Origin of the sequence: Aeromonas sp. Y311-2 (assembly GCF_027706025.1) — a bacterium.
Lineage (GTDB): Bacteria > Pseudomonadota > Gammaproteobacteria > Enterobacterales > Aeromonadaceae > Aeromonas > Aeromonas veronii.
In genome coordinates this window covers 26,372-51,157 of record NZ_JAPDCL010000007.1, presented here as the reverse complement: position 1 = coordinate 51,157, position 24,786 = coordinate 26,372, and the positions used below count along the sequence as shown (strand labels likewise).

Here is a 24,786-nt window from a genome sequence, read left to right as displayed (position 1 = left end):
TGATGGAGCTACGGGATCTGAAAGCCTTCGTCACTCTGGGGGAGGTACTGCACTTCGGCCAGGCGGCGGTACGCCAGCACGTTACCCAGTCGGCCCTGAGCAAACAGATAAGGCGGCTGGAGGAGGAGCTGGGCGGCGAGCTGTTCGAGCGCAACGCCAGTACCACTCGCCTCACCGGACTGGGCAGGGCGCTGTATGAAGATGCCCGCGCTGTGGTCATCCAGAGCGAGCAACTCTCGCGCACCGCCCGCGACGTGCTGGCGGGCAATGTCGGCACCCTGCGCATCGGCTTTGGCGTGGCCACCAAGATCCTGGTGCCCGCCGCCATCGCCCGCTTTCGCGCCGAGCGGCCGCAGGTGACCATCGAGCTCAACGATCTCTCCACCCACCACCAGTTGCTGGCGCTGAGTGAAGGCAAGCTGGATCTCGGCTTTTGCCGCCTGCCCGCCCCCAAGGGGTGGCACGCCCTGCCGGTAGTCGAAGCCCACTTTGTCGCCGTACTGCCCGCCAGCTACCGCGATGTGAGGGAGTTGGCGGATCTGGTGGACAAACCGCTGGCGATCCTGCGTCGGGACAAGGCCCCATCCTTTTACGATCACCTGATGAACTATCTGGCCCAGAGCGGGCTGCGTTTTCGCGATATCCAGTACGTCAACGACTTCGCCGCTGGCGTCGCCACCGCGGCAGCCGAGATCGCCTGGACCCTGGTCCCCTCCTCCACCACCATAGAGCACCCGGATGTACTCACCCTGTCCCTTAGAGATGGGGAAGCCTGCTGGACCATTGGCCTTATTCGTCCGCCCCACAGCAAGGGGCCCTTGATCGATGCCTTCTGGGCAACCATCGCCGATATGGCGCCAAGATAGACACGCCGTTGGCAAACAGCAGATGGCGGCCGCGCATCAACGATAGCGTTCGACGATACGCGCCAACTCGCCGCTTTGTCGCAGCTGTTGCAGGGCATGGTTGAACTCGGTTATCCGGGTATTGAAGCGGGAGTGCTTGCCGATGCAGAGATTGAACGGGGTAGAGGCAAGCTGCAGCGGCACCTCGACCACCTGCCCGGACAATCCCAGCTGGTTGAGTTTGAAACGAGCCACCAGTGGGTCGGTCACCATCAGATCCCCCCGCCCCGCCGCCAGCATTTTGAAGACATTATCGACATTGATGGTGTGATGAACGGCGAAGCCCGCCAGGTTCTCCTTGCCCCAGCCGTTACCGAAATAGTCGAGAAAGGTAAGCGATTTGAAGTCGCTCAAGCGGCTGGCACGCTGAAACTCCGCCATGCGGGGATGGGCACGCTGGGTAAAAATGGTTAGCACAGTGGTGGTGACCGGCTCTTCCACAATCAGGGTATAGCTGCGCCGCTCCTGAGTGGCGATGGTGACAAAACCATCGGCCTGCGCCATCCGCACCAGTTTTTGCGCCCGTTGCCACGGATAACCTTCATGGTGCACCAGCAGCCCCATCTGTGCCGCCACCCGATCCATCACGTCGATCATCAGCCCGCGCATCTTGCCCTGTTCATCACGCCACGAATATGGGGCAAAGTCGTCAAAGTAGACCATCTTCAACTCGGCCGCTGGCGCCGCCCATGCACTCTGCCACATCAGCAATCCCCACAGGATTGCGCTCCCCAGACTGACTCTCATGGCCGCGACTCCATCCACTTCTGCCAACTCTGAGCCTAGTGCAAAGCGGGCTGCGGCAAGGTTCAGGATCCAGTGGAAAAAGTGGCCAACGAAAAAAGAGAGAGGAAGCAGTGGCTTCCCCTCTCTTATTCGTTTGTCAGCAAGCCACCTTACCGATGGCGGTCACGGCTTGCCGGTTACGCCAGCTCGGCCCGCAGCGCCTTGGTGGCATCGACCATCACCTTGAGGGCGGCCTCTGTCTCTTCCCAGCCGCGGGTCTTGAGGCCGCAATCCGGGTTGACCCAGAGCCGCTCGGCCGGGATCTGTTTGGCGGCCTTGCGCAGCAACCCCTCAATCCAGCTCTGGCTCGGCACGTTCGGCGAGTGGATGTCGTAGACGCCCGGGCCAATCTCGTTGGGGTAGTTGAAGCGTTCGAACGCTTCGAGCAGCTGCATCTGGCTGCGGCTGGTCTCGATGGTGATCACGTCCGCATCCAGCGCCGCCACCGCCTCGATGATGAGGTTGAAATCGCTGTAACACATGTGGGTGTGGATCTGGGTGCGGTCCGCCACCGGGCTTGCGCTCAGACGGAAGGCGCGCACCGCCCAGTCGAGATAGGCCTGATGATCCTGCTTGCGCAGGGGCAAGCCTTCGCGGATCGCCGGTTCGTCGATCTGGATGATCTTGATGCCGGCGGATTCCAGATCTGCCACCTCGTCACGAATGGCCAGCCCGATTTGCAGGGCAGATTGCTCGCGGCTCACGTCTTCCCGCGGGAAGGACCAGCAGAGGATGGTCACAGGGCCAGTCAGCATCCCCTTCACCGGCTTGTCGGTCAGGCTCTGGGCAAATCGGGTCCATTCGAGCGTCATGGGGGTCGGGCGGTCGATGTCACGGGTGATCACCGGCGGCTTGACGCAGCGTGAGCCATAGCTCTGTACCCAGCCGAAGCGGGTGATGGCAAAGCCATCCAGCAGCTCACCGAAATACTCCACCATGTCATTGCGCTCGGCCTCGCCATGTACCAGCACATCCAGCCCGATGGCCTCCTGACGCGCGATGGCATCGCGGATCTCGGCCTTAATGCCAGCCTCGTAGGCGCTGTCGTCGATGCGACCGGCGCGCCAATCCTGCCGCAATACCCGGATCTGCGAGGTCTGCGGGAAAGAGCCGATGGTAGTGGTGGGCAGCAGCGGCAGCTTGAGATCCGAGCGCTGCAGCTCGGCCCTGACCGGATAGGGGCTGTGGCGATCAAAATCGCTGTTGGTGAGGCTGGCGAGCCGTGACTGCACCACTTTTTTGTGCACCCGGCTGTCGGACTCCCGATCCACGATGGGCTGGCTGTAGGCGGTGATTTTGTCGAGCTCGCCCCCATCCAGATACTCTCTGAGCAGTCCCAGCTCGAAACATTTTTGCAAGGCGAAGGCGAACCAGCTGCGGGTCTGGGGATCCAGCTCCTGCTCCAGGGTCAAATCCACCGGGCTATGCAGCAATGAGCAGGATGAGGCCACCCAGAGCCGCTCGCCGAGTTTGGCTTTCAGTGCCTTCAGAGTCGGCGCCAGCTTGGCCAGATTGGCACGCCAGACGTTGCGGCCGTTGATCACCCCGGCGGAGATGACCCACTGGGCGGGCAGATGCGGCACCAGGGTCTCCAGCTGCTCGGGGGCGGCAACCAGATCCAGATGCAGGCCATCCACTTTCAGGCTGGTGATAATGTCGCGCTGATGGGCAACCGAACCGAAATAGGTGGTGAGCAGCAGCTTGCAGGAGCCCGCGAGGCGCTCGTAGGCGTTGAGGTAGGCCAGCCGCCACTCGTCTGGCAAGTCCAGCGTCAGCGCAGGTTCGTCGATCTGCACCCACTCCACTCCTTGGGCGGCCAGTTTGGCCAGGATCTCCTGATAGACGATGAGCAGGCGATCGAGCAGTTCAAGGCGGGAGAAGCCGCTCTCTTTCTCCTTGCCGAGCCACAGATAAGAGACCGGTCCCAGCAGTACTGCCTTGACCGGCAGCCCCAGTGCTTTGGCCTCTTCTACCTCGTCAAACAGCTGGCTCCAGCCCAGCTTGAAGCGCTGATCACGGCTGAATTCCGGCACCAGATAGTGATAGTTGGTGTTGAACCATTTGGTCATCTCGGCGGCGGCCGCCGCCGGGCCGGTCGGCGCACGGCCGCGGGCCACCCGGAACAGGGTGTCGAGATCGGTCTCGCCATGGCGGTGGCGGGCAGGCACTGCATCCACCAGCAGGCTGGTACCGAGCACCTGATCGTACCAGGCAAAGTCGCCCACCGGCAGCAGATTGACCCCAGCGCCGTGCTGGGCCTGCCAATGGCGCTCACGCAGCGTCTTGCCCACGGCAACGAGTTCGGCCTGAGTGGTCTCGCCACGCCAGTAGGATTCGAGGGCAAATTTCAGCTCGCGCTTGGCGCCGATACGGGGGAAGCCCAGGGTGTGTGCTCGTGTCATAGGTTCATTTCCTTATGCTCATTCATCTGATGGGAAACTGGATGATTTAGCCATCCAGATGTTTACACATCCAAAATGACAAGATAAGGTGACGCTGGCTATTGAATCCTCTTCAAGTGGCTCTCAAATAATCCTCAACTGACCGCCAATCAGGTTCACCGCGAGGATACAGAGGCCGATGTTTACAGGTGCAAGAGGTGCCGGAGTCAAGAAGCGCAACAGGCCACCGCCGACCGCATCCTCAGCGCCATACGCAATCTCACAAGGAGCCATCTTATGGCAGTGCCAAGCAATGCAGGGATAGAGATCAAACACTTGAAAACATTGACCGCGCTGGCCGAGCAGGGCTCGCTGGCCGGTGCGGCGCTGACCCTCAACCTTACCCAGTCCGCCCTCTCCCACCAGCTCAAAGAGCTGGAGACCCGCCTCAATCTGGAGCTCTACCTGCGCAAAAGCCGCCCGCTGGTGCTGACCGCAGCCGGCAGCCAACTGCTCGCCCTCGCCCGTCAGGTACTGCCCGCCCTGGCCCAGACCGAGAAGCAGTTGCAGGCCTTGCAGAGCGGCGATGCGGGCAGGCTGCATCTGGCGCTCGATTGCCACAGCTGCATCCAGTGGCTGCTGCCGCTATTGCCAGATTTTCGCCGCCAGTGGCCTGGGGTGGATCTGGAGGTGGAGTCGGTGCCGGGCTTTGATGCCATCAATGCCCTGCTAGGCGGCCAGCTCGATCTGCTGCTCACCTCGGATGTGCAGGCCCGCGGCGATCTCCACTTCGAGCCGCTGTTTGCCTTCGATCTGACTCTGGTGATGGCGCCGGATCATCCCCTCTGCCACCAGAGTCGCATCGAGCCGGGCGATCTGGGGGCGGAGGTGCTGCTGGTCTATCCGGTGGAGCGCAGCCGCATGGATATCTTCAGCCGCTTTTTGCAACCCGCCGGGGTGGAGCCCGCCCGCTGCAAGCCGGTGGACAACACCTCGGTGATGCTGCAGATGGCCGCCGCCGGCCTCGGCGTCGCCGCCTTGCCACGCTGGGCCAGCGACGAGTTTGTCAGACAGGGGATGCTCTGCGCCCGCCCCCTCGGCAGCGGTATCCGTCGCCATATGTACGGCGCGGTGCGGGCCGCCGATCGGGATCAAGCCTGCCTGCAGAGCCTGTTCGAGCGCATTCGCCGCAAGATGGAGGGATAGCCCTCCTCAGCGTGGCTGACCGACCTCTGCCAGCAGTGCAGGCAACTGCGCCTTGATAAAGTCGATGAGGGCCCTGACCGCCGGTGACAGACCGCGCCGCGCGGGATAGAGCATCACCAGCTTGCCATCTTTGGGACGCCACTCGGGCAGCAGTTGTTGCAGCCGCCCATCCGCCAACTCACTCACGCAGGCGTAAAGTGGCAAGCCCACCATCCCGAGCCCCGCCAGCGCCGCCTGTTTGAGGGTTTGCACATTGTCGCTGCGCAGCAGCACATTGACCGCCACCTCCTCACTCTCCCCACTGTCGTGCCGCAGCCGCAACAGATCGGCCTGACGCTCCAGCGAGCTGAAGAGCAGGGCATCCTCTCCTTCCAGCTGGCGTGGATGCGCCAGCGCATTGTGGCGCGAGAGCCACGCCGGGGTCGCCAGCACGCCCCACTGCACCGTACAGAGCGGCACCTGCACCAAACTGGAGGGGGGCTGCTCAAAGGCCACCCCGCGGATCACCACATCCAGCCCCTCCTCCAGGAGATCCACCTGCCGATTGCTGGCTTGCACGGCGAGCCTCACCTTGGGGTATTGGGCCATGAAAGCGGGCAGCAAGCGGGCAAGCAGCGCATCGGCCATGGTAATGGGCACGCTGATCCGCACCAGACCGCTCGGCTCCTGCTGCCGTTGCAGCACAGCCGCCTCTCCCGCCTGCGCCTCGGCCAGCATCGCCTGACAGTGGCGATAGAGCACCTCACCGGCATCGGTCAGGCTGAGTTGGCGCGAGGTACGTTGCAGCAGCCGGGTATCCAGCCGCTCCTCCAGCAGCCGGATCCGGCGCGAGATCCGCGACTTGGGCACGCCAAGCGCCCGCGCGGCGGCAGTGAATCCCTGTCGCTGCACCACATGGGTGAAGAGATAGAGATCATTCAAATCAAGTTCCAGTGGTGTCATCGGGCAGCCTTGGTCAGGGTGAGGTGCATTCACATCGTTCCAGCAATAGAACGATAAGAACCTATTTCACCAGATTGTCGCCATTTTTGCAGCCATCATAATGGCCCTGTCCCCATCAGACGGTTGCTGCACGGGCAATCCGCCCCACCAGCAAGGTCCGTTTGACTGTTCCGATATCACAAGGAGTTCACCATGAAACTGCGACAAATCTGCTCTGCCACCCTGCTCGGTCTGGCGACCCTGACCGCCACGCTGGCCACCACAGCGGCACCGGCCATGGCCGCCGAGGCTGCCAGCCATCCGACCGTATCACCCAACCGCTATCTGGAGATGCTCTCCCGAGACAATGCAGTACTGCTGCTGGTCGACCATCAGGTCGGCTTGCTCAGCGGCGTGCGCGACACCACGGTGGGCGAGCTCAAGCACAACGTGGTGGCGCTGGCCAACGCCGCCCGCGCCCTCGGCGTGCCGGTGATCGTGACCGCTACCATGCCCGATGGCATGTGGGGCCCCACCATGCCCGAACTGACCAGTGCCCTGCCGGATGTGAAAGTGATCAACCGCACCGTCATCAACGCCTGGGACGATCCCGCCGTGCGCGCCGCCATTGAGAAGACCGGCCGCAAACAGCTGATCATCGCCGGGGTATCCCTCGAGATCTGCGCCAGCTTCCCGGCCCTCTCTGCCAAGGCTGCTGGCTATGATGCCCGGGTGGTGCTCGATGCCTCCGGCACCTTCAACGAAGCCAAGCGCACCACTGGGCTGCAACGCTTGCTGGGGGCCGGTATCCCGGTCACCGACTACGCCTCCGCTGCGGTCGAGATGCTGCGCAGCAACGTCGACCCCAAGGCGCACGATGTCTACAGCGCCCTCGACATGCCTTTCGCCACCCTGGTGTGGCAGATGCAAGAGGGTGCCAAGAAGTCGTAACTCGCCCCGCCTTCGGTCAGATGACCGAAGGCATCTTTTGTCTTCAAGAGGTTATATCGATGACCAGACGCCTGACTCTCTCCACCCCCGTCAAGGGCCAACCGCTGCGCATTGGCAGCGGCTTTGCAGCCAGCCATTTTGGCGAACACTTTTTCAACGGTCTGATAGACCCCGTGGTGATGGTGGATCACTTCCAGATGACCGCCCCCACCTTCGAGCCCCATCCCCACGCCGGGATCTCTGCCGTCACCTATCTGTTCGAGGATTCGACGAGCCCCCACGTCAACTACGACTCCCTCGGCAATCAGGGCCCCATCGAACCGGGCGCGATCCACTGGCTGGCGGCCGGGCGCGGGGCCGTGCATACCGAGCAGCCGGAGGGGGAATCGCCCTATGTCCACGCCCTGCAGATCTTCGTCAACCTGCCTGCCCGTCAAAAGATGATGTCGCCTTTTGCCGTCCACGCAGCCGCAGCCACCATCCCCGAGTTTCATGGCGAAGGGGTGCGAGTACGGGTGGTCGCAGGCCACAGCAACTGGATAACGGCACCACACTCGGCAGAACTACCCCAACCCTTTACCCTGCTCGATGGCCATTGCGCGCCCGGCAGCCGCTTCACCCATCTGCTGGCGGCAGGCTGGAATGCCATGATCTATCCCCTGACCGGATCGCTGACCCTGCTGGCGGAGGGAGAGCGGCACCTCATCCCGGCAGGTCACGGGATGGGTGTCAGCCTGCCTGCCGATGGCGGCGAGGCGGTGGCTCTGCAGCTTGAGGCCACCGAGCCCTGCCACTTCGTGCTGCTCTCAGGCCAGGCGCTCAATGAACCCCTGGTCAAACATGGCCCCTTCGTCATGAACAGCCACGACGCCATTGCAGATCGGCTGCATGCCTATCAGCGCGGCGAATTTGGTCAGCTCAACGATGAGTGGCTGCGCAACGGCCAATATCGGCCATGAGCACGCTCGCTGGCCACCAGCCACAAAGCACGCGCTGGCCTCTGGTCTTCCTCGCCATTTTTGCCGGTGCCAGCGGCGCTCTCTGCCTTGGCAAAGTGCCCGCCGTACTCGGCATACTGCGCAGCGAGCTGGGGCTGACACTGGTCGAAGCCAGCTATCTCGCCTCAGCTTTCAATACGCTGGCGATCCTCTTCAGCCTCTTTCTCGGCCTGCTGCTGACTCGCTGGAGTGGACGGCAAACCGGGGTTGTCGGGCTACTGGTTATCGTCACAGGCGGGGCGTTGGCACTACCCGCCACCGGGCTGGCCATGATGCTGCTGTCGCGCATTGTCGAGGGGATTGGCTTTTTGCTGGTCTCGGTGGCTATGCCCGCCTTTATCGTGGCGGTGACCCGGGAGGAGGATAAACGGCTGGCCTTGAGCCTGTGGGCGGTCAACCTGCCTCTCGGGGCGGCGGCGGGTATGCTGCTCACCCCCTGGCTCACGGCGCAAGGTGGCTGGCGACTTGCCTGGCTGATCCTGATGATCCCGCAACTCTCTGCCCTGCTGCTTCTGCTCGCCAGTCGCTCGGCAGATAAACTGCGGGTCTGGGCATCCCAAAACTCGATCAACTCGGGCCACCCGCTACGCCAACTGACGGTGCTCCGGCAGAAGGCACTCTGGCGCTACGGGTTGGCGTTCACGCTCTACAGCCTGATGCTCTGGGCGCTCTTTGTCTGGCTGCCAACCATGTTGCAAGGCAGCCCCGGGATTGGCCAAAGCCAGATCGCCCTGCTTTCGGCGCTGGCGGTGGTCGCCAATATTCCCGGCAACCTGATGGGGGCATGGCTGCTGCGCCGGGGCGTGGCACGAGATCGGCTCATCAGCTGGGCACTGGGCCTGATGGCACTGTGCGGCATGCTCGCCTTCTGGCCCGGCCTGTCGCCGTGGTGGGCCTATGGACTCTGCCTCGTCCTCTCCCTTTCGGGTGGCATGGCGCCGCCGGCGATCCTCTCGTCCGCGCAGGGAGTGAGTCAGGGGCCGGTGCAACTGGCCATCGTGCAGGGCTTTTTTGTCCAGCTCGCCAACTTCGGTCAGCTGCTTGGCCCCCTGTTGCTGGCGGCCCTGATGACGGACAGCGGCCATTGGGGAAGCGCTCGCTGGCTCTTTCTGGGCGGCTTGCTGCTGGTCGCGCTACTCTATGCCGCGGGCCACCTGCCGGGCTCAAGCATGGCTGCAAAACAGGCTCGATCGCATTCGCGGCAAGATGAAAGGTGACGAATAGAGAGGGAAACATCACAGTTATCGCAGGGAATACTGGCCGGACAAGAGGCTGTTCAGTATGTTAACTGTTTAATCATGCTTAACGGTAGCCACCATGTCTCAAGTCGATCTCAATCTCTTTCGCGTCCTCGATGCGGTGATCCGCTATGGTGGTGTCACCACGGCCGCCGAGATGATGGAGATGACCCCCTCGGCCATCAGCCAGGCCATCAGCCGCCTGACCACCCTGGTGGGCGAGCCGCTGTTTGTCCGCCAGGGACGCGGCATCACCCCCACGGCGCGAGCGCTCAGTCTGCACCACGAGATCATGGTGCCGCTGCACGACATGGAGCGCAGCCTGCAGCGCACCGATCTCTTTGATCCCCAGACCAGTCGGCGCACCTTTCGCATCGCGGGGGTGCCCGATATCGATATCTTCTTCCTGCCGGAGCTCAACAACCTGTTGCAGACCCAAGCCCCCAACTGTCAGCTGGAGTGGAACACCCAGGTGCAGGACGAAGCCCTGCGCCAGAACAGCCTCTATCTGCACAGCGTTGATCTGGTGCTGGCCACCAAGCCGATGGCAGAGCAGGGGATCGAAAACGAGCAGATCATGTCCCAGGCCCTGCGCATCGCCTGCCGCAAGGATCACCCCAGGATCCGCCAAGCCCCCGACATGGCCACCTTCTTCAACGAAAAGCATGTGGTATTGCAAACCAGGCGGCTCGACAGCTTGCTGCTCAACACCCTGACCAAGGCGCCGCTGCCGCCGCGCCAGATTGCCTACGAGAGCGACTCCCTGCTCACCGCCCTTCATCTGGTGAGTCGTACCGACTGGCTCTGCGTCGCCAGCCAGTGGCATATGGAGAAGCTGGGGCAAGCGCTGGATCTGGCCAGCTATCCCCTCCCCTGGCTCTCGGAGGATTGCCCCGTCTACATGAGTTGGCACAAGAGCTCCGGTCAGGATACCGGGCTTAATTGGCTCAAAGATCAGGTGCGGGCCGTCAGTTCGTTTTAAGTATGCTTAACAGTCAAGCATGCCCATCTCCTCATCCGGGCTATCGCTCTTCTCGACAAACCGCCTTATGGATAATTCCCCTTCAGGATAATCGGGGGCCTTTTCTCAACCATTAAGGCGCAGCTCATGACGACATCGTCGTGCCGAAGTAGCTGCGCAGCGCCTCCACCACCCGTCGCACCTTCTCCGGGATCTCCCGCTGCGGCGTGATGGCGTGGATCTCCATCGGCGCCACCCGAAAACCGGGCAACAGTTCGAGCAGACGCCCCTGCGCCAGATCCTCGCCAATTTCTCCCTCCGGTTGCAGCGAGATCCCCTGCCCCGCCAGCGCAAACTGGCGCAGGGGCAACACGTTATTGCAGAGCACCTTGGCCTTGAACCTCACCCTGTGCTCGCCCCCCTTCTCGTCAAGCAGCAGCAAACCGTTGCCCAGCATGTCGCCGCAGAGCCAGTCGTGGGTGGCCAGATCGGCGGGTGTGCGCGGCGTCCCCTTGCGCGCCAGATAGGCGGGCGCAGCGCAGAGCAGCATCCGGGTCTGCCCCAGTTTGCGGGCCACCAGGGTCGAGTCAGGCAAGGTGCCGACCCGCAGCGCCACGTCGATCCGCTCGGCAATGAGATCCCGTTTCTCGTCGTCGGCGATGATCTGGATGGTGAGGCCGGGATGGGCCTGCAACAGCGGCGAGAGGGCCAGCGCCAGCGGCTGGCCCGCCATCCCCACCGGGGCGGTGATCCGCACTTCCCCGAGCAGGGCGTCGCGCACCTCCGAGAGGCGCAGCTCGGTCTCGCTCAGAGTCTGCTGCAACGCCCGACACCCTTGCCACACCACCTCTCCCGCCTCGGTCAGACTGAGACGACGGGTGGAGCGATGGAGCAGGGGCAGTCCGAGCAGGCTTTCGAGCTGGCTGATATGCTGACTGACGGCGGAGGGGGTCATGCCAAGGGATTTGGCCGCCCCTGTCATGCTGCCCGCTTCCACCACGGCGGCGAAGATGGCGTAACGTCTGAGCTGTTCCATTATTAAATCCAGCTTATAAGTGAATGCATTTTTGAGGTGATTATTAAATCATAAATGGCGGCGTAGGATAGCCCCATTCCAACAGTGAAGGAGAGTTCCCCATGAAGATTGCCCTGATCGGTGCCAGCGGTTTTGTCGGTTCAGCCATCCTGAACGAGGCCATCAGCCGCGGCCATCACGTCACCGCCATCGTCCGCGATATCAGCAAGGTGGCCGCCCATCCGCAGGTCACAGCCGTGGCGGTGGATGCCCAAAACCCGCAGGCATTGGCCGAGGTGCTCAAGGGGCACGATCGGGTGATCAGCGCCTACAACCCGGGCTGGACCACACCGGATATCTACGACCAGTACCTCAAGGGCGCCAACGCGATCGTCGCAGCAGCCAAAGCGGCCAACAGCTGGCTGCTGGTAGTAGGTGGCGCCGGCAGTCTGGAGGTTGCCCCCGGCGTGCAACTGGTGGATACCCCTGAGTTTCCGGCCGAGTGGAAACAGGGGGCGCTGGCGGCCCGCGACGGTCTCACCGCCCTGCGTCGTGAAACCACCCTCGACTGGCGCTTTGTCTCTCCCCCGGTGTTCCTCGAACCGGGCGAGAAGCGCGGCGGCTATCGGATTGGTGGCGATCAGGTGCTGTTCAGCGGCGAACAGCCTGCCGGGATCACCGCCGGTGATCTGGCTGACGGTGTGCTGAACGAGGCGGAAAAACCGGCTCACCAGCGCCAGCGTTTTACCCTGGGTTACTGAGAGCCCGCAACCGGTTAAGGCCAGAATGCGCGGTCACTCGCCTGCGCACCCGGTCAGGTGAACACCCGCTCAACCAGAAGGGAGGCATCCGCCTCCCTGCTGTTTTGGCCATTTTCTGTTTTGGTCATTTTTACCGCTTGCAGCATGCCTCTGGTTATCACTCTCCTTCCCATCATTCCCCATTCCGCCCTTAATGGCTGAGCAAAAAGCAGCCAGCCCATTACACACCGAATTCCATTTCGAATTTTGTATATAACTAAGAATAATTTGTTGTTTCCGTCTTATAACACCGAACAGTAGCATCCCCTTCATTCCAGATCGCGCCACACCGCAAGCGCATACCGCCACACTGTCGCGCCATCCCGTTTGCCGCTCATCAAGCCTGCCCGCACCAGAGGCAGCAGAAGAGATGGCGCCAGAGATAACGAAAGAGTGAGGAGGTGCACATGGAACATTCACCACTGCCGATCATCGATCTGGCTGCCCTCAACGGGGCACCCGAGGTGCGTCGCCCTATGCTGGCCCGGCTGGCCGCGGCCGCCCGCGATGTGGGCTTTTTCTATCTGGTCGGCCACGGCTTGAGCAAGATTGAGATGCTAGAGACTCTGGCGCTGGCAGAGCGCTTCTTTGCTCTGCCGGAGCAGGAGAAGATGGCGGTGCAGATGGTCAACAGCCCCCACTTTCGCGGCTATAACCGGGTCGGTGCCGAGCTCACCCGAGCGCGGCCGGACCTGCGGGAGCAGTTCGATATCATGAACGAGGCGCAGGCTCTGCCTGCAGCCCTGATCCGTGAACCCTGGCAGCGGCTGATCGGCCCCAACCAGTGGCCAATCGCCCTGCCAGAGATGAAAGACCATCTGTTGGCGTGGCAGGATCGGCTGAGCGACATCACCCTCACCCTGCTGGCCGCTTTTGCCGAAGTGCTGGAGCAACCGGCCAACGTGTTTGACGACAGCATCCGCGGCGCACCCTACCAGCACATGAAGCTGATTCACTACCCGGGGCAAGAGGCGGGCGGCAGCAGTCAGGGGGTCGGCGCCCACAAGGATCCCGGCTACCTGACGCTGGTGATGCAGGACAATCATTCGGGGCTTGAGGTCGAGACGGCCAACGGCTGGATCTCCGCGCTGCCCCTGCCGGGAGCACTGGTGGTCAATATCGGCGAGCTGCTGGAACTGGCCTCCAACGGCTATCTCAAGGCGACCCTGCATCGGGTAGTAAGCCCGCCGCCCGGCGTATCGCGCCTCTCCTGCGCCTTCTTTATGGCGGCGCGGCTCGATGCCACCGTGCCACTGCTCACCCTCTCCCCCGCGCTGGCAGCGCAGGCGCAAGGGCCGGAGAGTGACCCGACCAATCCGCTCTTCTATCAGGTGGGGGAGAACGTGCTGAAAGGGCGGCTGCGCTCCCACCCGGATGTGGCGGCCCGTCACTATGGGGAACCCGCTCGCCTCCCGCGCACTGAAAGCGAAGCGATACCGGCCTGAGCAACGCAAAGATGCGCAGGCGGGTATATGCATAAGCCACAAGCAGCATGCACATACCCGCACTGACAAAAACAACAAGCAACGAACAACAAAACAAGTCATGGCCAGAGCCTGGCCATCACGGAGCAACACGATGAAATTCAAGACCATGAGCGTACATAGCGGCCAGCGGATCGACCCACAGACCGGCGCCCTCACCACCCCGCTCTACCAGAGCAGCACCTTCAGCTACTTCAACGCTCAAGCGGGCAAGGATCGTTTCGCAGGTCAGGCCCCCGGCTTTATCTACAGCCGCTTTGGCAACCCCACCACCGCCGAGCTGGAGCAGAAGCTGGCGGCGCTGGAAGGGGCTGACGAAGCGCTGGTGGTGGCGAGCGGCATGGCGGCGGTAAGCGCCATCATGTATGCCCTGGCCGACAGCGGCGATGAGGTGGCTTATATCGGCCCGCTCTACGGCGGCACCGATGCGTTCCTCAAGCAGACCTTCAGCCGCGCCGGTATCAAGATCACCGCTTACGAGAGCGATCGGGATCTGCTGGCCAACATCCGCCCTGCTACCAAGGTGGTACTGTTCGAAACCCTGACCAACCCCACCCTCAAGGTGGTGGATCCGCGGCTGGTGGTGGAAGCGGCCCGCAAGGTGGGCGCCATTACGGTATGTGACAACACCTTCCTCACCCCCTACCTACTGCGTCCGCTGGAACTCGGGGTCGATGTGGTGATGCACAGCGGCACCAAATATCTGGGCGGCCACGGCGACATCATCGCCGGGGTGGTGGCGGGCTCTCACGCCCTGATGAAGTCGATCCGCACCGTGGCCCTCAAGCATATCGGCTCCCCCATCGGCCCGCAGGAGGCCTACCTGCTGCAACGCGGGGTCAAGACCCTGCCGCTGCGGATGGATGCCCACCTGCACAATGCCCAGAAAGTGGCCGAGTTTCTGGCGGCACATCCGGCGGTGAAGAGGGTGATCTACCCGGGGCTTGCCAACCATCCGGGCCACGATGCTCTCAGCGCCTTCGCCAGCGGCTTTGGCGGCATGGTGAGTATTGAACTTGAAGGCGGGTTTGAGCGCTGCGCCACCCTGCTCGATAACCTGCAACTGTTCGTGCAGGCGGTGAGTCTGGGGGATCTCGAGAGTCTCGCTTGCCATCCAGCCAGCACCACCCACGCCGCCATGGACGAGGCGAGCCGCCTCGCCGCCGGGGTCAACGACGACCTCATCCGCTTCAGCATCGGGGTGGAAGATGCGGACGATCTGATCGCCGATCTGGCCACCGCGCTGGCGCAGATCTAACCGGGCGCGCTTTTACTCGCCGACAAAACAGCGGCGAGTGATATGCCTCAAACACAACAACGGCCCATCAAGGGCCGTTGTTGTTTGTTGCGCTATGGAAAGACGGGATTTACTCCTCCCACACCACCACCTGGGATGAGGGCCAGCGATCCCCGACCTGGGCGTACTTTTGCTCCAGCAGGTGACGCTTGATCTTCATGGTGGGGGTCAGCACGCCGTTCTCGATATTCCAAGGGGTTTTCACCACCAGAATGCCGCGAATTTTGGCATGAGATTCCAGCTGATCGTTGACCCGAACCCGCGCCGCTTCCAGCCTGGCGTTGACCTCCTCCCGATTGCCCTTCATGGCGCTCTCGGCCAGTTGCACCAGCGCAATGGGCTGGGGCATGCCGTAACCAATCACGCAGAGCTGTTCGATAATGGGCTCCTGCCCCAGCAGTCCCTCGATGGGCACCGGCGCCACATACTTGCCCTTGGCGGTCTTGAACACATCCTTCATCCGGCCGGTGATGGTGAGGTAACCCTCCCGGTCCAGCTTGCCCATGTCGCCGGTGTGGAGCCACCCCTCGGCATCGATGGCCTCGGCGCTGTGCTCGGGATCCTTGTAGTAACCCAGCATCATCCCTTCGCAGCGGCAGAGGATCTCCCCCTCCTCGGAGATCTTGATGGTCACCCCGATCCCCGCCTTGCCGACGGTGCCGATCTTGTCGGCGCGGAACGGGTAATTGATGGTGGAGTAGGCGTGGTTCTCGGTCATACCCCAGGCTTCAGTCACCTTGAGGCCGATGCTCAGATACCACTCAAGCAGCGCAGGGGAGACAGGCGCAGAACCGCAGCCCAACACCCGGGCCTGATCCAGCCCAAGCCCCTTTTGCAGCTTGCGTTTGATCAGGCCGGAGATAAGCGGGATCTTGAGCAGCAACTCCAGTTTGTTCTGGGGCAGCTTCTCGTGGATCTTGATGCGGAACATGGCCCACAGCCGTGGCACCGAGATAAAGACGGTGGGACGGCAGCGTTTGACATCTTCGATAAAGGTGTCGAGGGATTCGGGAAAGGCGATGGTAGCGCCGCCATAGAGGCTGCCGCCGTAGATGTAGACCCGCTCTGTAATGTGGGCCAGCGGCAGGTAGGAGAAGCCCCGATCGGCCTGGCTCAGGCTCACCGTCTCCACCAGCTTCTCGCACGACCAGGCGTAACGCTCAACGCTCAGCATGGCCCCTTTCGGCTTGCCGGTACTGCCGGAGGTGTAGACCAGACTCAGCAGGGAGTCAGGGGCCTGCACCGGGCTGTCAGGGATCGGCTCATGCGCCTCCAGCAGGTCATCCCACTGGTGGCTGGCCGGCATGGTGTCGTAGGGGAAGGCGATGCGCAGCAGATCGGCAGGTACGCCAGGCTCCTGACTCTTCCAGTCATCCAGCTTGCCGACGAAGATCGCCTTGGCCTCGCTGTGGCGCAGCACATATTCGATGGTGTCGACGTTGGCAGTCGGGTAGATGGGCACGCTCACATACTGCCCCATCTGCATCGCCAGATCGGCGATAAACCACTGGGCGCAGTTCTTGGAGAGCAGCGCCACCTTGTCACCGGCCACCAGACCGAGGTGACGCAAGGCCGTCACCATCCGCCGCGCTTCATCGGCCACTTCACCCCAGGTGAAATCGACATATTCGCGGTTGATGGTTTGACGCAGGTAGGTTCGATCAGGACACTGCCGCTCCCAGTGATAGAGCATCTCGAGCGGCAGTTTATTGGCAATGCGTGAGGAGGAGGCCATAGTTTAATCCCTGAAACAAAAGGCGAAACTTATTATTAACCTTTCACTAACTTCAGGGGAAGAATAAACTCAAACTTCAGTTTGAATTGTGTATCCGATCAAGCTTCTGCGTCTTGTTGCAAACGACTCCACATCGCCTGCACCAGTTTTTCATCCTCTTCAGATAGCTCACCTTGCAAGATCGCCTCGTTGAGGCTGCGCAGCACATAGCTCTTGACGTCCCGCACCAGGGTCTTGCCTTCCAGCTCGGCCCGGGCAACGGCCAATGAGATATGACCTCGCAGGTAACCCCCCGCAAACAGCTCATCGTCGGTCGCGGTGGCAACCATGCTGTCGATCAGTCCCAACAACTTGTGCTCAAAATCGTGAATCGTCATGTAACGCAGCCTCATTTGCGGCAAAAAATTCGGGGGTATGGAACCGCAATCCGGTTGATTGCAGCTCTCTGGCGCCAGGCCAGCAGCGTCCTTGGCGTCCTATTCCGGGTTGGCCACCGGGTAGATGACCTGATCCTTGTATCCCGTGGTTATTCGCAGATAACCACGCAACGCCCGGTTTAATTCGGGATCATCGGTGTCCACCAGCAGCGGCCTGCCCGCAAGGGCGGCAAGCTTGGCTTTGGTTGCCAGCACCTGGATATTCTCCAGCCCGACACACCGAATCACCTCAGGACTCAATTGCTGATTTCCGCGCCCGAACAGATGTCCCTGTCCGCCGATCAGGGTAATGATCAGTCGGCAGCGACGGCCGCGGATCCGGGTCAGGATCTCGGCGGCGCTGAGATCCTGCCCGATAAGTCGGCCATTTTCCACCAGATCCACACCGAGCAAAGTATTTTCCAGACCGAGCTCTGCCATACAGGCTGCCACCGTGCTGCCGGAGCCCATCAGATAGAGGGTATCGGGCTCCATCTGCTCCACCACACCGGCGGCGAGATCCGCCAACACCAGCTCTTCGGACTCCTTTCCCCCCTGCTTGACCGCCTGCACATAACGCAGATCACCGGGCACCTTCAGCTGGCCGTAGTGGCGGGCCCGCACCTTGCCCGCGCGAAACGCCTCCTCGTCGATGTCGCGCACCTCGGCATCGATCAGGCTGAGCAATTCCCCAGCAATCATCCGCGCCACCACCCGCCCGCTGGCTGCGGGCGTCACCCCGTAGACGCCGGAGTGGATCTTGCACCCCGCGGGAATGCCGAGCACATGGCAGGACTCCCCCACCGCGGCGCAGATATCCCGCGCCGTGCCATCGCCACCGGCAAACAGCAGCAGATCGACCCCGGCTTCGCGCATCAGCCCGGCGGCGTGGCGGGTATCATCGGCCGAGGAGCTCTCCCCGGCCGGTTGATAGATGACTCGACAGGGTAGTCCCAGAGATCGGGCCACCGCCTCCCCCATCTCTCCCGCTACCGTCAGCAGTTCAAACGGGACGCTCAGCTCGCACAGTGGCAACAGAGCTTGCCGCGCCCGATCCTGCGCCTTGGGCACGGCACCACGAGCAAGCGCCTCATCCACCACGCCGTCACTGCCCTTGAGCCCCACTGCGCCACCAATCCCGGCAACCGGATTAATAATGAACCCTAATCGAAACATGCCAGCCTCCCTTGCGATGGTCACCATTTTTATCTTTTCCCCCCTCTGGGACAAGCAGTGGCGCCCCTGCTAGAATGCGCTGCTTCAATTTTCCAACCAATTTTCAACCAAGGTTCAATCATGCTGGAATGGGTTCTTGATCCCTCTGCCTGGGTCGCACTCGCCACCCTTACCCTGCTCGAGATCGTGCTGGGCATCGACAACATCATCTTTATCTCCATCCTGGTAGGTCGCCTGCCGGAGGCGCAGCGTCAAAAAGCGCGCATTCTGGGTCTGGGGCTCGCCATGGGTACCCGGATCCTGCTGCTGCTCTCGCTGGCCTGGGTGATGCGCCTCACCGATCCGCTCTTCACCGTGCTGGGTGAAGCCATCTCCGGCCGTGATCTGATCCTGCTGCTGGGGGGCCTGTTCCTCATCGGCAAGAGTGCTCACGAGATCCACGTCACCCTGGAAGGGGCGGCCGAGCCGGAGAGCGTCAGCAAAGCGGCCTCGGGCTTTATCAGCACCCTGATCCAGATCGCCATCCTCGATATCGTCTTCAGCCTCGACTCGGTGATCACCGCAGTCGGTATGGCCGATCACGTGCCGGTGATGGTGCTGGCCATCATGATCGCCGTCTTCATCATGATGTTTGCCGCCAAATCCATCGGTGATTTCGTCGACAGCCACCCCACCATCAAGATGCTGGCCCTCTCCTTCCTCACCCTGGTCGGTTTCGCCCTGATGGCCGAGGGGATGGACCTGCATATTCCGAAGGGCTACATCTACTTCGCCATGGCCTTCTCGCTGGTGGTGGAGATGATCAACATCCGCCTGCGCAGCCATCACGACAATAACGGGCAAAATAGCGCGCAGTAACCCTGCCCCACATGCCCTCGCGACCCCAGCTGTCGCGATCAAAAAGAGCGCCGATCGGGCGCTCTTTTTTTTTATGGGTAACGAAACGATGAAAGGGTTATTGATCGCTGATGACGATGGCAACCCGGCGGTTGGCGGCCCGGCCCTCTCTGGTCTTGTTATCCGCCAGCGGCATGGTCTCGCCACGGCCATGGATCTCCAGATTGGCTGGCTTCATGCCGACCGAGACCAGCACATCGGCCACCGACTGGGCCCGCTTCAGGGAGAGCTGCTGGTTGTAGCTGCTCTCGCCGGTATTATCGGTGTGGCCATCCACCCGCGCCTTGTCCAACCCTACGCCAAGCAGTGTTTTACCCAGTTTTTCAACGGATTGGCGAGTCTGGGGATTGAGCGCCCCCACGTTGTTGGCAAACAGCACCCGGTTGGCCAGATCCAGCGTCCACCCCTCATCGGTCAGATAAAAGCCCTGCTCCTTGAGCACGGCGATCTGCTCCGGGGTCAACCCCTTGGGGGCACTCTGGCAACCGGCCAGCAGTGACAACATCAACCCCAGCAGGGTCACTTTCAACAGGTGGGTGATCTTCATGGTTTGCTCCTTGTTTATGTTGTTATGCTTGCCAGTCAGGCGATGGTTTGCTGTTCGCTGCGGCGCGCCCGTTTCGCCAGATACATGGCTGCATCGGCCTGATCACACAGCACGCTGGCACTCATGCCCGCCTGATAGACGGCAAAGCCGACACTCACCTCTGCCACCAGCTGACGACCGTCACGCAGCGCCACCGGTTCGCTCATCGCCTGCTGGATGCGGCCAATCACCTCTTCCACCTCATGCTGTCGCTGGAGTGGACCAACCAGCACCGCAAACTCGTCACCACCGAGGCGAAACACCAGATCATCCGGACGCAACTGATGTTGCACCCGTCTTGAGAGCGCGATCAGCACATCGTCACCGGCGTTGTGCCCCAACGTGTCATTAATTTGCTTGAAACGATCGCAGTCGAGATAGAGCAGCGCAAACCCCTCTTGCTCGCCGAGGGAGATGGCCTGCGCGAGCCGCGCTTCAAACAGGGCGCGATTGGGCAGTCCGGTGAGGGCATCGTGAGTCGCCTGATGGAGCAGGCTGGCATTTTCGCGGGCCTGCTGGGCCTGCCAGGCTTGCAGCTCGTCCAGCAGGGAGTTGAAGTCATCCCCCAGCTCGTTAATCTCGACGATATCGGCCGGTGGCGCCCGCATCCCCAGGGTGCGCTGTCGGCGTACCGAGTGGGCGACAAGTGCCAGTTTGCGCAGCGGTGCGGTGATGGAGACCTGCATCCGGTCGGCCACATAGAGTGCCACCATGGCGCTCAGCATCAGGCAAACCACCATCACTAGCAGCGCCGAGAGCAAAAACAGCAACAGATATTCACCGTGGCCACGCAGCTCGATGGTGGCGATCTGCTCACCACCCCGCAGCATGGGGAGCTTGACAGGCCCTGGCATCAGCAGTTGGGCCAGATAGTCTTCGAGCGTCACCAGCGGGTTGCTTCTGGGGCGTTCCCAACTGGCAAGCAGCTGACCATTGGTCAGCACGATAGTGGCTTCGGCCACCTCTTCCTTGGCAACGATACCACTGAGCGCCTCGCTCGCCGCCTCCTCATCGTGGAACACCACCGCCGCCTCGGCGCTGTAGCTGATGGCGCGGGCTACCAGCTCCAAATTGTGGTCGGCGTAAAAACGCACTACCAGTAGGGCCACCAGTGTAAAAAAGAGTCCCGCCACGCTGACGGCTGTGATGGCGGCCACCAGATGGGTTCGCCCCAGGCTCTGACGCAGGGTCAGACGGCGGGGAGCCGCGCTCACCTGTCGTCTCATGGGACCCCCTTGTCGGCATGAGCCAGCTTGAGCACCGCGGGATGCACCCGCACGCCGCTCAGGGCCAGGGCATCGAGGTTCACTTTAAACCGCACCCGCACGCTGTCCGGCGAGGTCTGCAGGCAGAACACCGAGCTGGTGGAACAGTCGTGGTTGTATTCGCTGATGCTGAGCACTGGGTGTCCCTGCAGGCGGGCAAACAGCGCAATCCGGGTCGGCTCGTCGAGTACCCCCAGATAGAGCACATCGCAGTGATCGCTGATGGCCGGATCGCTCGCCTCGTAACGATGGACCTGCACGGTACGGCCATTGGCCTGACGATCGATGGTAAAGAGGGCGCCGGCATATTCGGTCGGCGCCGCCACGCACATGCGCAGTACCGCAGGCTCGGTGGGCCAGCGGGTGTAACTCATGATATCGAGCACCAGCTCCCTGACCGCCGTCGCCCGGCTCTCTGCGGCCGTTTCCGCCAGCGCGCGGGGCAACAGCAGGCCAAACGCAACCAACAGGAGCGCCAGACGGGCAGTTAAACGGGGGGAAAAGAGTAACAGCATGATCGGGAGGTAGTCGCCTTGACAATACCGCTGCTATGGCATTGCGGTTCGGGTACATGAATCCAGATAGTAAGTTGGCTGACACTGGCCTGACAAGTCTCACCCCGCCATCAACTACAGAGTTCGTGTAAAGAAAACGCAGAGCCCGTCTGGTAACGGGCTCTCTGGTGGCAGGCAGCAAGGTGGAAATCACTTCTTGCTGATGCCGTATTCCCGCAGCTTGTTGGCGATGGCGGTATGCGACACGCCCAGGCGTTTGGCCAGCTGGCGCGTCGACGGGAAGGCGGGATAGAGCCGGGCCAGCAGCTGGCTCTCGAAGCGCTTCACCGCATCGTCGAGATTCCCCTCAAACCACTCGTCGATCAGCGGCATGGTATCGGCCGCCACCGGCAGGTCGATCTGCTCGGGCCCCAGCTCATCCCCTTCCAGCAGGGTCATGGCACGGTAGAGACAGTTGCGCAGCTGGCGCACGTTGCCCGGCCAGCGGTAGGCGGTCAGGTAGTCGGCCATGTTGCGGGTAAAGCGCGGACGGGGTCGCTGCAACTCGCTGGCAAAGCGGGAGACAAACTGCTGGGCCAGCACCATGATGTCCGCCTTGCGCTCGCGCAGGGGGGGCAACGCCAGACTGAGCACGTTGAGACGGTAGTAGAGATCCTCGCGGAAGGTTCCTTCGTGCACCAGATCCAGCAACTGCTTCTGGGTAGTGCAGATGAAACGCACGTTGACCTTCACCTCCTGCTCGTCACCGACCCGGCGGAATACCCCATCCTGCAACACCCGCAAAAACTTGGTTTGCAGATGGGGAGACATGTCGCCGATCTCGTCCAGCATCAGGGTGCCGCCGCTCGCCAGCTCCAGCACGCCGCGCTTGCCCTCGGTGTTGTTGCCAAAGGCGCCGGGGGCATAACCAAACAGCTCGCTCTCGGCCACGTTATCGGGCATGGCAGCGCAGTTGAGGGCCATAAAGGGGTGGCTGGAGCGCAGGCTGGCCCCGTGACAGGCACGGGCCAGCAGCTCCTTGCCGGTACCGGTCTCACCGACAATCAACAGCGGCGCGTCCTGCATCGCCAGTTTGCGCGCTTGCGACAGCACCTCTTTCATCTTGGGGCTCTCGGCCTGCAGATGCTCGAAGCCCCCCACTTCCACCGCATGAAGCGCGCTGAAGTGCAGGCCGACCCGACGGGCAGATTTGAGCACCACCACGGCCCCGGCCAGCGCCTGCTTGCCGCGGGCTTCTGCCACGAACAGCGGCATCAGATCTGCCAGATACTCTTCGCCATTGAAACTGAGCTTGCAGGTCTGCGGCTTGATCTCGCTCGCCTCCAGCCAGCGGGTGAAGGAGAAACCCTTGACCAGCGAACCGAGCGCCACGCCGCGTACCTCCTCCACCGGCAAGCCGAGGGTGGTGAGGGCAGACTGGTTGGCCTGGGTCACCTTGCCCTTGCTGTCGAGGGAGAAGACCAGATCCGGCAGCGCCTTGAGCAACGCCTCAATCTCGTGATGCTCTCGCTCGGAAGGCATGTAGGGGATGGTCTTGACGTCGTAGACGCCGGGAATGCGGCGGATCTCCGGCATCAAATGCTGAAAATCACTGAACTCCAGCTCGGGAAAGTTGAGATAGATGATGCCTGAGGTATCGATTTCGATGCCGCGCAGATCGATATTGTGCTCCACCAGGCGGTCGAGCAGTTCCCGGGTCAGGCCCAGGCGGTCTTCACAGCTGACTTCAAGACGCATTCGGGACACACTTCCTAGCTAACTCTATGAATGAGCGGATAATACAGTCTCGATCCCCCCAGTGCGAGCGCCAGCCCATAAAAATGCGGGCCCGCCCCGCTTTCGCAGGCAGGCCCGGGTCAACCGATGACGCTGGTGTGGGGCGCCATTACCGGAGCAACTGATCGGTACGCGCCGCCATGATGAAGTCGTTGCGATGCAAACCGCCGATCTTATGCATCCACCAGCTGACGGTCACCTTCCCCCATTCGGTCAGAAATGCAGGAAGGGGGATACTCCGCCTCAACCTGTTCTCAGATTATCTGGGCAATTGGTCTGTACGCGCAGCCATGATGAAGTCGTTGCGGTGTAATCCGCCGATCTTGTGGGTCCACCAGCTGACGGTCACCTTCCCCCACTCGGTCAGGATGGCCGGATGATGGAACTCCGCTTCCGCCAGCTCCCCCAGGCGGTTGGTAAACGCCAGCGCCTCCTTGAAGTTGCGAAATGTAAATTCTCGCCGCAGTTGCAGCGCCCCCTCCTCCACCAGCGGCTGCCAGTCGGGAATAAGCTGCATCAGCTCGCGCAGCTCCTCATCGCTCACCTTGGGGGCATCGGCGCGACACGCTTCACACTGCTGGCTGGCCAGTTCGGACATGGGTTACTCCTGCTTGAATTAATGAAAATGAAATAGGGTTGTTTGCTTTTGGTCAGCTCGCCTGTTTGCCAACGGGAACCTCAAAGCGCGGCGGATAGAGGCCAAGCCGACTGGCCTCGGCCAGAGCAGCCATGATCTCCTCCCCGGTCAGCTGGTAGAGATGATCGAGACTCGGCAGCACAAAATAGGTGGGCTGCATGATGTCGATGCGATAGGGGGTGCGCAGCACAGTCAGTAGATCGAAGGGTTGCAGCAGCGGCTTGCCGGAAAGGGCATAGGCGGTCTCGCCAATGGAGGAGAGAATGCCGCCACCGTAGATACGCAGCCCGTCCGGCGTCGCCAAGAGGCCAAACTCCACGGTGAACCAGTAGAGCCGCGCCAGAAAAACTCGCTGCTCCTTGCTCGCCTGCTGCCCCAACTGACCGTAGAGGTGGGTGAAGTGGGCAAAGGCCGGATTGGTCAGCATGGCGCAGTGGCCGAAGATCTCGTGAAAGATATCCGGCTCTTGCAGGTAGTCGAGCTCGTCCCGGCGCCGGATAAAGGTCGCTACCGGAAACTGGCGGTTGGCTAGCAGGGCGAAGAAGCGATCGAACGAAATAAGCGCAGGCACCGCCGCCACCGACCAGCCGGTCGCAGGCTGCAAGACGGCATTGATCTCGGCCAGCTGGGGGATGCGATCACGGGGCAGCCCCAGTCTGTCGAGACCGGCCAGATACTCGTTACACCCCTTGCCATCGAGAGCGGCGAACTGACGTTCGATCAGGATCTGCCAGGTACCATGCTCCTCGTTGCTGTAGTGGATCACCCCGTCAGCATCCGGCTGGTGGGCGGTGTAGAAGGTTGCCATAGCGGTTCCATCCTCTGGCGCCACATCAGGCG

At 62.0% G+C, this 24,786-nt stretch carries 23 protein-coding genes and 1 pseudogene; 10 read left to right on the top strand and 14 right to left on the bottom strand.

The features are described from left to right. Positions 1 to 2 precede the first annotated feature (2 nt). Complete coding sequence (locus OKC42_RS08820) at positions 3 to 866, top strand: LysR family transcriptional regulator (protein WP_123172914.1); 864 nt, start codon at positions 3 to 5, stop codon at positions 864 to 866. Positions 867 to 902: 36 nt separating this feature from the next. Here OKC42_RS08820 and OKC42_RS08815 read toward each other — a convergent pair whose 3' ends face one another. Both OKC42_RS08815 and metE read right to left on the bottom strand, forming a co-directional pair. Continuing rightward, positions 903 to 1,652 (bottom strand): substrate-binding periplasmic protein, encoded by a 750-nt coding sequence (locus OKC42_RS08815; RefSeq protein ID WP_270658729.1) that lies wholly within the window; start codon positions 1,650 to 1,652, stop codon positions 903 to 905. A 176-nt stretch (positions 1,653 to 1,828) separates the two neighbouring features. Further along, the gene (metE, locus tag OKC42_RS08810) at positions 1,829 to 4,093 is read right to left on the bottom strand and encodes a 5-methyltetrahydropteroyltriglutamate--homocysteine S-methyltransferase (RefSeq protein ID WP_270658728.1); all 2,265 of its coding nucleotides are present in this window, start codon (positions 4,091 to 4,093) and stop codon (positions 1,829 to 1,831) included. A gap of 276 nt (positions 4,094 to 4,369) precedes the next feature. Here metE and OKC42_RS08805 point away from each other — a divergent pair, with 276 nt between their 5' ends. Then, entirely contained in the window at positions 4,370 to 5,278 is a 909-nt protein-coding gene (locus tag OKC42_RS08805) for a LysR substrate-binding domain-containing protein (RefSeq protein WP_270803706.1), read from the top strand. A 6-nt stretch (positions 5,279 to 5,284) separates the two neighbouring features. On the opposite strand, the gene OKC42_RS08800 is transcribed toward OKC42_RS08805, so the two are convergent. Further along, on the bottom strand, positions 5,285 to 6,220 hold the full coding sequence (locus tag OKC42_RS08800; RefSeq protein WP_270803707.1) for a LysR substrate-binding domain-containing protein: 936 nt from the start codon (positions 6,218 to 6,220) through the stop codon (positions 5,285 to 5,287). 192 nt (positions 6,221 to 6,412) lie between these two features. Here OKC42_RS08800 and OKC42_RS08795 point away from each other — a divergent pair, with 192 nt between their 5' ends. The 4 genes from OKC42_RS08795 to OKC42_RS08780 all read left to right on the top strand — a co-directional run bounded on the left by OKC42_RS08795 (position 6,413) and on the right by OKC42_RS08780 (position 10,368). Beyond that, positions 6,413 to 7,150, top strand: coding sequence for an isochorismatase family protein (locus tag OKC42_RS08795; RefSeq protein ID WP_270819498.1), 738 nt, complete (start codon positions 6,413 to 6,415; stop codon positions 7,148 to 7,150). A gap of 59 nt (positions 7,151 to 7,209) precedes the next feature. Beyond that, positions 7,210 to 8,109, top strand: a complete 900-nt coding sequence (locus OKC42_RS08790) for a pirin family protein (RefSeq protein WP_270803708.1) — start codon at positions 7,210 to 7,212, stop codon at positions 8,107 to 8,109. Then, entirely contained in the window at positions 8,106 to 9,365 is a 1,260-nt protein-coding gene (locus tag OKC42_RS08785) for an MFS transporter (RefSeq protein ID WP_270803709.1), read from the top strand. The genes OKC42_RS08790 and OKC42_RS08785 overlap by 4 nt, the downstream gene beginning before the upstream one ends. A gap of 100 nt (positions 9,366 to 9,465) precedes the next feature. Beyond that, positions 9,466 to 10,368: a LysR family transcriptional regulator gene (locus OKC42_RS08780; RefSeq protein ID WP_005352600.1), complete on the top strand. Its 903-nt coding sequence runs from the start codon at positions 9,466 to 9,468 to the stop codon at positions 10,366 to 10,368. Positions 10,369 to 10,492: 124 nt separating this feature from the next. On the opposite strand, the gene OKC42_RS08775 is transcribed toward OKC42_RS08780, so the two are convergent. Beyond that, positions 10,493 to 11,383, bottom strand: a complete 891-nt coding sequence (locus OKC42_RS08775; protein ID WP_043824627.1) for a LysR family transcriptional regulator — start codon at positions 11,381 to 11,383, stop codon at positions 10,493 to 10,495. A 101-nt stretch (positions 11,384 to 11,484) separates the two neighbouring features. On the opposite strand from OKC42_RS08775, the gene OKC42_RS08770 reads away from it, so the two are divergent. Further along, positions 11,485 to 12,123 carry an NAD(P)-dependent oxidoreductase gene (locus OKC42_RS08770; protein WP_270803710.1) on the top strand — a complete coding sequence of 213 codons (639 nt, stop codon included), beginning with the start codon at positions 11,485 to 11,487 and terminating at the stop codon, positions 12,121 to 12,123. Between the two features lie 53 nt (positions 12,124 to 12,176). Here the strand turns inward: OKC42_RS08770 and OKC42_RS08765 are convergent, their stop codons facing one another. Continuing rightward, a complete protein-coding gene (locus OKC42_RS08765) occupies positions 12,177 to 12,344 on the bottom strand; it encodes a hypothetical protein (RefSeq protein ID WP_270803711.1) in 168 nt (55 codons plus the stop codon). Positions 12,345 to 12,569: 225 nt separating this feature from the next. On the opposite strand from OKC42_RS08765, the gene OKC42_RS08760 reads away from it, so the two are divergent. Together OKC42_RS08760 and OKC42_RS08755 are read left to right on the top strand one after the other, a co-directional pair. Continuing rightward, complete coding sequence (locus OKC42_RS08760; RefSeq protein WP_270803712.1) at positions 12,570 to 13,607, top strand: isopenicillin N synthase family dioxygenase; 1,038 nt, start codon at positions 12,570 to 12,572, stop codon at positions 13,605 to 13,607. 133 nt (positions 13,608 to 13,740) lie between these two features. Beyond that, positions 13,741 to 14,904, top strand: a complete 1,164-nt coding sequence (locus OKC42_RS08755; protein ID WP_270803713.1) for a trans-sulfuration enzyme family protein — start codon at positions 13,741 to 13,743, stop codon at positions 14,902 to 14,904. Between the two features lie 109 nt (positions 14,905 to 15,013). On the opposite strand, the gene OKC42_RS08750 is transcribed toward OKC42_RS08755, so the two are convergent. The 3 genes from OKC42_RS08750 to OKC42_RS08740 form a co-directional block, all read right to left on the bottom strand. Further along, the gene (locus OKC42_RS08750; RefSeq protein ID WP_129503876.1) at positions 15,014 to 16,678 is read right to left on the bottom strand and encodes an AMP-binding protein; all 1,665 of its coding nucleotides are present in this window, start codon (positions 16,676 to 16,678) and stop codon (positions 15,014 to 15,016) included. Between the two features lie 98 nt (positions 16,679 to 16,776). Next, a complete protein-coding gene (locus OKC42_RS08745; RefSeq protein WP_005333639.1) occupies positions 16,777 to 17,055 on the bottom strand; it encodes a YfcL family protein in 279 nt (92 codons plus the stop codon). A 99-nt stretch (positions 17,056 to 17,154) separates the two neighbouring features. Further along, positions 17,155 to 18,270, bottom strand: a complete 1,116-nt coding sequence (locus OKC42_RS08740; protein WP_270803714.1) for an ATP-NAD kinase family protein — start codon at positions 18,268 to 18,270, stop codon at positions 17,155 to 17,157. 120 nt (positions 18,271 to 18,390) lie between these two features. Between OKC42_RS08740 and OKC42_RS08735 the strand changes: the two genes are divergently transcribed. Then, positions 18,391 to 19,128, top strand: a complete 738-nt coding sequence (locus OKC42_RS08735; RefSeq protein ID WP_005333641.1) for a TerC family protein — start codon at positions 18,391 to 18,393, stop codon at positions 19,126 to 19,128. Between the two features lie 97 nt (positions 19,129 to 19,225). Here the strand turns inward: OKC42_RS08735 and OKC42_RS08730 are convergent, their stop codons facing one another. The 6 genes and pseudogenes from OKC42_RS08730 to phhA all read right to left on the bottom strand — a co-directional run bounded on the left by OKC42_RS08730 (position 19,226) and on the right by phhA (position 24,754). Beyond that, positions 19,226 to 19,714, bottom strand: coding sequence for an OmpA family protein (locus tag OKC42_RS08730; RefSeq protein WP_005333642.1), 489 nt, complete (start codon positions 19,712 to 19,714; stop codon positions 19,226 to 19,228). Positions 19,715 to 19,749: 35 nt separating this feature from the next. Then, positions 19,750 to 20,979, bottom strand: coding sequence for a diguanylate cyclase domain-containing protein (locus OKC42_RS08725; protein ID WP_058056947.1), 1,230 nt, complete (start codon positions 20,977 to 20,979; stop codon positions 19,750 to 19,752). Then, positions 20,976 to 21,533, bottom strand: a complete 558-nt coding sequence (locus tag OKC42_RS08720) for a YfiR family protein (protein ID WP_005333646.1) — start codon at positions 21,531 to 21,533, stop codon at positions 20,976 to 20,978. The genes OKC42_RS08725 and OKC42_RS08720 overlap by 4 nt, the downstream gene beginning before the upstream one ends. A gap of 189 nt (positions 21,534 to 21,722) precedes the next feature. Next, on the bottom strand, positions 21,723 to 23,270 hold the full coding sequence (tyrR, locus tag OKC42_RS08715) for a transcriptional regulator TyrR (RefSeq protein ID WP_005333656.1): 1,548 nt from the start codon (positions 23,268 to 23,270) through the stop codon (positions 21,723 to 21,725). Positions 23,271 to 23,424: 154 nt separating this feature from the next. After that, positions 23,425 to 23,907: pseudogene (locus tag OKC42_RS08710) on the bottom strand (4a-hydroxytetrahydrobiopterin dehydratase); the annotation flags it as partial. A 52-nt stretch (positions 23,908 to 23,959) separates the two neighbouring features. Further along, positions 23,960 to 24,754 (bottom strand): phenylalanine 4-monooxygenase, encoded by a 795-nt coding sequence (gene phhA, locus OKC42_RS08705; RefSeq protein ID WP_129503874.1) that lies wholly within the window; start codon positions 24,752 to 24,754, stop codon positions 23,960 to 23,962. Between the last annotated feature and the right edge of the window lie 32 nt (positions 24,755 to 24,786).